This is a genomic window from Aeribacillus composti (genome assembly GCF_007827555.1).
In the GTDB taxonomy this organism is placed as follows: domain Bacteria; phylum Bacillota; class Bacilli; order Bacillales; family Aeribacillaceae; genus Aeribacillus; species Aeribacillus composti.
Genome location: NZ_VISS01000006.1, coordinates 132,610 through 139,603, shown reverse-complemented (window position 1 = coordinate 139,603; position 6,994 = coordinate 132,610). Strand labels below are relative to the sequence as shown.

Annotated in this window: 5 protein-coding genes and 1 pseudogene; 2 read left to right on the top strand and 4 right to left on the bottom strand. The window is 36.8% G+C overall.

Features of this window, described 5'->3' with window-relative positions; all coding sequences use genetic code 11:
- Window positions 1-138 precede the first annotated feature (138 nt).
- Window positions 139-1,131, top strand: a complete 993-nt coding sequence (locus FB379_RS05150) for an NADPH:quinone oxidoreductase family protein (protein ID WP_144597267.1) — start codon at window positions 139-141, stop codon at window positions 1,129-1,131.
- Window positions 1,132-1,570: 439 nt separating this feature from the next.
- Here the strand turns inward: FB379_RS05150 and FB379_RS05145 are convergent, their stop codons facing one another.
- Window positions 1,571-2,608: an MFS transporter gene (locus FB379_RS05145; protein ID WP_242009291.1), complete on the bottom strand. Its 1,038-nt coding sequence runs from the start codon at window positions 2,606-2,608 to the stop codon at window positions 1,571-1,573.
- Between FB379_RS05145 and FB379_RS05140 the strand changes: the two genes are divergently transcribed.
- The gene (locus FB379_RS05140; RefSeq protein WP_338420488.1) at window positions 2,588-3,124 is read left to right on the top strand and encodes a VOC family protein; all 537 of its coding nucleotides are present in this window, start codon (window positions 2,588-2,590) and stop codon (window positions 3,122-3,124) included. The two genes, FB379_RS05145 and FB379_RS05140, sit on opposite strands and share 21 nt — an antisense overlap.
- A gap of 347 nt (window positions 3,125-3,471) precedes the next feature.
- Here FB379_RS05140 and FB379_RS05135 read toward each other — a convergent pair.
- The 3 genes and pseudogenes from FB379_RS05135 to FB379_RS05125 form a co-directional block, all read right to left on the bottom strand.
- Window positions 3,472-4,217 (bottom strand): annotated as a pseudogene (locus FB379_RS05135) (polysaccharide biosynthesis protein); the annotation flags it as partial.
- A 55-nt stretch (window positions 4,218-4,272) separates the two neighbouring features.
- Window positions 4,273-6,132 (bottom strand): motility associated factor glycosyltransferase family protein, encoded by a 1,860-nt coding sequence (locus FB379_RS05130; RefSeq protein WP_144597263.1) that lies wholly within the window; start codon window positions 6,130-6,132, stop codon window positions 4,273-4,275.
- On the bottom strand, window positions 6,122-6,700 hold the full coding sequence (locus tag FB379_RS05125; RefSeq protein ID WP_144597261.1) for a hypothetical protein: 579 nt from the start codon (window positions 6,698-6,700) through the stop codon (window positions 6,122-6,124). The genes FB379_RS05130 and FB379_RS05125 overlap by 11 nt, the downstream gene beginning before the upstream one ends.
- Between the last annotated feature and the right edge of the window lie 294 nt (window positions 6,701-6,994).

Below are 6,994 nucleotides of genomic sequence, written 5' to 3'. Positions count from 1 at the left end.
TTCCATTGTAAAGGATTTTTTTGTTTTGAAATCAATAAAAAATTGAACATTCTTAGTATTTTGAATCATCAGATTTAATTACTGCAATGCTAGTGATCGTAAAAACAAGAATATGAAAAACAATAAGGGGGATTTCGAGTGGACCACTTCAAAGCGTTAGTAGTGAACAAAACGGAGACAGATTTTTCAGTGAAAGTACAAACCATTTCCATGAATGACCTTCCAGAAGGAGATGTCGTCATAAAAGTTGCTTATTCCAGTGTCAATTATAAAGATGGATTAGCTTCCACTCCGAATGGGAAAATTGTAAAATCGTATCCGTTCGTACCAGGTATCGATCTAGCTGGCACTGTTGTTTCTTCTAAAGATCCGCGCTTTAAAGAGGGAGACGAAGTTATTGCAACAAGCTATGAAATCGGCGTGTCGCATTACGGCGGCTACAGCGAATACGCCCGCATTCCTGCAGATTGGATTGTCCCTCTTCCAAAAGGATTGACGCTAAAAGAAGCTATGGCTTTAGGAACAGCTGGTTTTACGGCGGCATTGTCTGTCCATCGTTTAGAAGAAAATGGATTAACTCCTGAAAAAGGAAAAGTACTCGTTACAGGAGCAACCGGCGGAGTCGGAAGCATCGCAGTTTCCATGTTGGCAAAACGAAACTATCATGTTGTCGCAAGTACAGGTAAAGAAACAGAACATGAATATTTACGCGAGCTTGGCGCAAAAGAAATCCTTTCTCGCGAAGAAGTTTGTCCAGAACAGATCCGTCCGTTAGATAAACAATATTGGGCAGCAGCCGTTGACCCTGTAGGCGGGAAAACCCTTGCCGCAATCCTTAGCAGAATTCAATACAACGGCTCTGTAGCAGTCAGTGGGCTAACTGGAGGCAGCGACGTTCCAACGACTGTCTTCCCATTTATTCTACGCGGAGTCAACCTGCTTGGCATCGATTCGGTCTATTGCCAAATGGAATTGCGAAAACAAATTTGGGAGCGAATGGCCGCTGATTTAAAACCTGATAAATTACTAGAATCTATTGCACAAGAAATCACACTCGATCAGCTTCCTGACGCATTATCGAACATTCTAAAAGGCAAGCTGCGCGGCAGAACGGTTGTAAAGCTCTCATAATACTCGCAGCATTTTCTGGGTTTTGATTGAAAATAGTTCCCTTTTTGAAACGGGAAATCGGTATTTAAAAAAATTTTTAGTGAATTGATGACAAAAAGCTCAGCATATGCCGAGCTTTTTGTCTGTCAACAGTTCTTAAAAAAGTTTGCAACTCATTACTAGCAACTAATCCGCAGTTTTTTTAGATAAATTATTTCTTTTAGTTCGGTCTCAGTATTTTACGTACATGGTATGCAACAGAAAATTCGACCCTAGCTCTACACCTTTGTTTACACAGTCAACTTGTTTAAAACAGCGGAATAGGTTTAATCATTTGCTGTTTTTATCCTTAACTAGAGATTACACAAGAGACTGAATATTCAGTCTCTTGTACGGAAAATAGGAACCATTTTTTTACCTTAGTTAAGTTCATCTAATTGTGCAAATTTTGTATGAATGATTATTGCAATGTCAATTCGGCTTCTGATTGAAGAACTGTTGGATCATCATGCTTTTTTCGAACGAGAAGCAGTGCCAAGGCTGCGCAAATGCCCGGAGCTGCAAAGGCAATAAAGCATATGCCAATCGGTGCTTTCAGAGATAAAAGCATCCCGCCCAATGTAGGGCCAACCATGCCGCCGAGACGTCCTACACCATTCGCCAATCCAACCCCTGTTGAACGCACATGTGCGGGATAATACTGGGAAACAAATGCGTTTAATAAGCTTTGGTTCCCCATCGTACAAACACCAGCAATGGCGATGAGCAAATAAAGGAAGAAAATATTGCTTTTGATCCCAAGAAGAGCAAGACACACTGCGCCGAGAATATACAAACCGGTAATTAATGCTTTCGAACCTCTGCGATCCGCCAAAATACCAATGATAATAGTTCCCAGCAATGCACCGCCGTTTAAGAAGATCGCAAATCCGAGACTGGAGATAAGCGGATAGCCTGCTGTCTCCATTAATTTAGGAAGCCAAGTATTTAGGCCATAGATCATTAACAACCCCATAAAGTAAACAATACAGAAAAGAATCGTAGGCAATGCCAGTTTGTTTTGAAAAAGCCCAATAAATGGAATTTTCTCTGTTTTCATCTCAGGTTCCTGTTCGGTTTCAATCAACTGCTTTTTATAGTCGGGGTCAATTTTTCTTAAAGTGCGCTCTAAATCGTCCAGTTTGCCTTTGCGAATTAAAAATTGTGGAGACTCAGGCAAAGACTTAATCATAAAAGGGATGATGAACAAAGGAATAACAGAAAACCATAGAACAGGTCTCCAGCCGAATGATGTGATAAATAAAACTCCGACAAGCGGTGCAAGTATACCGCCGACTTGGTTTCCGCACAATGCCAATGTAATCGCTTTATTTTTACTGGATTTAGGAATATATTCTGTAAGAAGTGAGATCACTGAAGGCAATGCGCCGCCAAAGCCAATTCCTGCTAAAAATCTGCACCATGAAAACAATGTTGCATTATCAACAAATCCCGATATTGTTGTCGCAAGACTAAAAATGATAATAGAGATGATGGAGAATTTGCAGAAAATGTCTTAGGTCTCCGTTTAACCGAGCAAATCGTCATGAATGACGGCCACAAAGCAGCTGTCTGGTATCGAGCAACTAATAAATCGTACGATCTTGTTCTTGTATATACCGAAGATTCAACTGGATCAAAAGGACGCCTGCACCATATCGCTTTTGCCGTCGAGAGCATGTCAGACATTGTGAGAGCAGCAAACTTTTTTATTGACCATGACGTTTATATTGAATTTGCCCCAAGCAAACACGCCATCAACCAAACATACTTTGTTTACGTTTATGAACCAGGCGGAAACCGTATTGAAGTCTGTTCCGGCGGATATCTGATTCTTGCACCAGATTGGAAGCCAATTACTTGGACTGAAGAAGAACGCAAACGCGGCCAAGCCTGGGGAAATAAAACGGTTGAAACTTTCCATACTTACGGAACTCCAATTATTGCCGAACTGGATAAAGCGGGGAAAAAATAAAATGAAAGCCCTCTGCTCCTCTTTGAAGTATTGATTCTTTTCAAGGAGGAGCGATTTTTACTTTCTTAATTATGTTTTTTCTAATGTTCATCTAGCTTATGGACACACGGAATATAGAAATGAATAAAAAATTTATCAATTGACGGAATTCAAAAAATCCTGTTTCTTCTAGAAGAATCCAAGGGAATTTCCTGCGGTTTACTGATAATCCAAGCAACCATTGTTCTGATCTTGGCAAAACCGCTGCCATTTGAATCAACGCAATGTAGGCAGCCTCTCTTCTATTGTCTCTGCAATGAATTAAGAAATTGATTGAGCAATTAACTTTTACAGCAGTTAATCTAGTTTCGAATTCCAACAATCTCGATTTCGCATTCCGGCGCAATCGTTTTTGCTAAGTCCAACACTCTCATACTTGGGATTTTAGGAATGAAAAATTCCCTTGTCTTCATCTTTCAAGAGAGTTAATCACAAACTGAACACCTTGATCAAGTGTAATCCAAAAACGAGGCATTCTTTCATCTGTAATAGGCTATTTACCAGCATGCCGAATTTTCCTAAAGAATGGAATACCAATGCCTCGGCTGCCTACAACATTTCCACAACGAACAACTGAAAATCTCGTGTTTTCACCTACGTAAGAGTTTGCAACAATAAAAAGTTTGTCCAGACGCAAGATTCGTCGCACCATACAAGTTTACAGAACTACAAGCTTTATCTGTACGTAATGCAATAACTCTTTGAACCCCCTCTGTCAATCGCTGCTTCAGTAATATTATGTGCTCTGTAAATATTTGTTTTTGCTGCTTCAAAAGGGGTGTACTCAAATGCCGGCACTTGCTTCATGGGATTAGCTAGCACAACTGCATCAATACCATCAAACGCACGATATAAATGATCTTTGTCTCGTACATCCCCAATGAAAAAACGAAGTCTTGAGTCTGTATATTCTTGTGCCATTTCATATTGTTTTAATTTATAGCGGCTAAAAACAATCACTTTTTTAACATCATATTTTATTATTTTTTTCAAAGCGCTTGCCAAAAGATCCTGTTCCGTCTGTAATTAAAACAACTTTTTTATCTAGTATCATTGTGAATCCTTCCTCATCTTCAATTCATACCAATTATTTTAACAGCTTAAAAATATCAATCTACAATTTCTAATATCTCTTTAAATACATCATTCAAATCCTTTTTCACCAACCGATACGATACAACCCACTCTGCGATTAGGCGTCTATATTCCTTTACAATCACTTTTGCCTTGTTGATGAGATCAGAGCTGCTTCGGACAGCCGTTATTTCTTTTGATGCGTATTCATATTCAACTTGTGTCATTGGCCGGAGAAATATTTTGTAAAATAATGTTGTTAATACTTCATTTACTTTCTCATCCAATATCGTAAATAAACGATGCAGCTTATTCAGCTTTCTTGAATTGACCGTTTCTTCTATTTTATTTATGAAGCTATTAATTTCCTTTATTTTTCCTTCTATTTGTTCCGCATCTGTGATCAATTGCTGCCATTGTTCCTTTATATATTTGAGATTGTAATTAGGTTTTTGATCTGACAGCCAATGATTAACTACAACATTTTGGGGCAGCTCTTTCATAATTGCTGCTAATTCTTTATAAATCGTATGCTTGATTTTTGCGCCATTTTTGGTCGTATTATAAACTGTTTTATCTTTCATTTCAGATAAAATATGTTCCATACTTGTTTTCATCCGGACAAATCCGTCATTTGTGAGGACTTTGCCTCCGTCAACTGATTCGATTTCAAATGCATTCTCTATTTCTTTTTCGTTTAATTCATTTTTCACAAAATCATACTCAATTCCTGAAGCATAACGTTTATTTTGCTGATAGGAAAAATTTTGGCCCACTAAAATAATGGGATGAAAATCCAAATGATTTAATAATTGTAAAGTCATAATCGCGATTGACGGAGAATCGACTGCAATATCGATATGATCATATTCGTTATGTTTAATGGTATGTGCTGAAATATTATCTTGGCTTGTAATAAAGTGCGCCATTTTCCCCGGGTAGTTTTCCAATGTTTCAAATCCGACGCTGGAACCGAAAACCATCGGAATATCCATGATTCCTTTTTCTTTTATTTTTTGGAAAACGAACTGATTGTTTTTAGTAGGGTCGTATGTAAAAGCGGCATCCGGATATATTTCATGTTCAATTAATGCATTGATCGCAGAGCCGACAGAGAAAATATAAGCAGAACGATCTTTTTTAATTTTTTTTAAGTTGTCAAATTCTTCATTTAAAGACGGTCCAGCCGCTACTAAAATAGCAGGTTTGTTTTCAAACAAAGATGTATCGAAATCGGTTAATATGTTTGGCGTTTTTAATAAATACGGGAAATTTTTCAAACTATTATATGTCCAGCGTTTTTGGAAGCTGATCGTCGTGATAAAACGACTTTTTTTCTCTTTTAAATATTGTTGAAATGCAGTGAAATATCGATTGACCTCTTCTTTAAAAATTCTTTCATAGCTCGGTAACACAATGATTTGCGGGGGGTTGTTTACATCGTTGACATCTTGTAAAATCGCTGGTAAAATGTGTTCTTCTTTTTCAACTAAATGTAAATGTTTGATGTTTGAATAGACTTTTTTCTTTTTTAAATTTATGACACTGAGTGCTTTTTTTAATATGAAAGGATTAAACTCAATGATAGAAAACCAAGAAGGTGAAAACGCTTCTGCAATGGCTTCGATATGATATCCTAGTCCAAAACCTATAAAAATGATCGGCTCCCTCTCTTCTAATTTTGTTTTTATTTTTTCAACGAAAACATCTGTTTCTTTTTCAGGATTATAAGCACTGTGAATAAATTGCTTTTGGTTGTTTGTTTCGATTTGCAGCGTTTTTTGTCCGTTTTTTGCCTCAATTAATTTTACATTCTCTGATTCGTTTAATTCATCTAACCGTTCTAAAACATTTTTCGCTTTTTCCCGCAAAATGATTCGATTATCAATTAGCATTTGAATCGTCCTCTGCTTTTAATATCTCTTTCATTTGTGCAAATAACGGCAAAAGTTCATATTGAATAAAATCCGCTATAAGGGTAAAATCTAGATTTTCCATTGCTTGAAGGAGCTGCTCAGATACGGATCTTATTCCGGCGACAATGTTTTCATGATTTTCTCCTAATTTGGATTGGGAAAAAATTTGGTACAAATAATTAAGTCCTTCGGAAAGATGGACAAATTGCTGCCATATGTCCCCCGTGTTTTCCCCAGCATACAATTTTTCCGACAGTTGTATTAAAACCTGTTCTGCCCTTTCAATATATTGATAGCCTTCATGTTTCAATTCTAACATCCATTCACGTTCAGTGATTCCAACTATTTCAACAGGAACTTCCTGATTGCTGTATTCATTTATTAAATCTTGTATATCAGAATAAAATGGCGTACCGTTAACAAGAAAATGGCTAAAAACAAGCCCGTTTTCATTTAATCTTGCATTTACGTGTTTCATAAACTTTTCGAGCTCATCAAGATTATTTTCGTTAATTTTCAACACTTTATCTTGAAAAATAATATTCATCGCGCTACTCCTCAACTGATGGTTTCATATATATTATATCGACAAAATCCAACAATTTTAAATATAGAATATGTAACACAATTATCAACATATGTTGCCCGTAGTGTTAGGTAATGTGCAATCAAAGTAAGCTATTAAAAATTTGTCCTAGAAAATAAAACTCGAGCTCCTTTTATTGGTGGATTGATTATTTTCAATAAAAGAAACCTGTATCTTAGAATCCCTAGGAAAAAGATTTTACAAGTTGTAAATTTTAACATAGAAAATGATAGAGATAGTAAACATCCCAAAAAA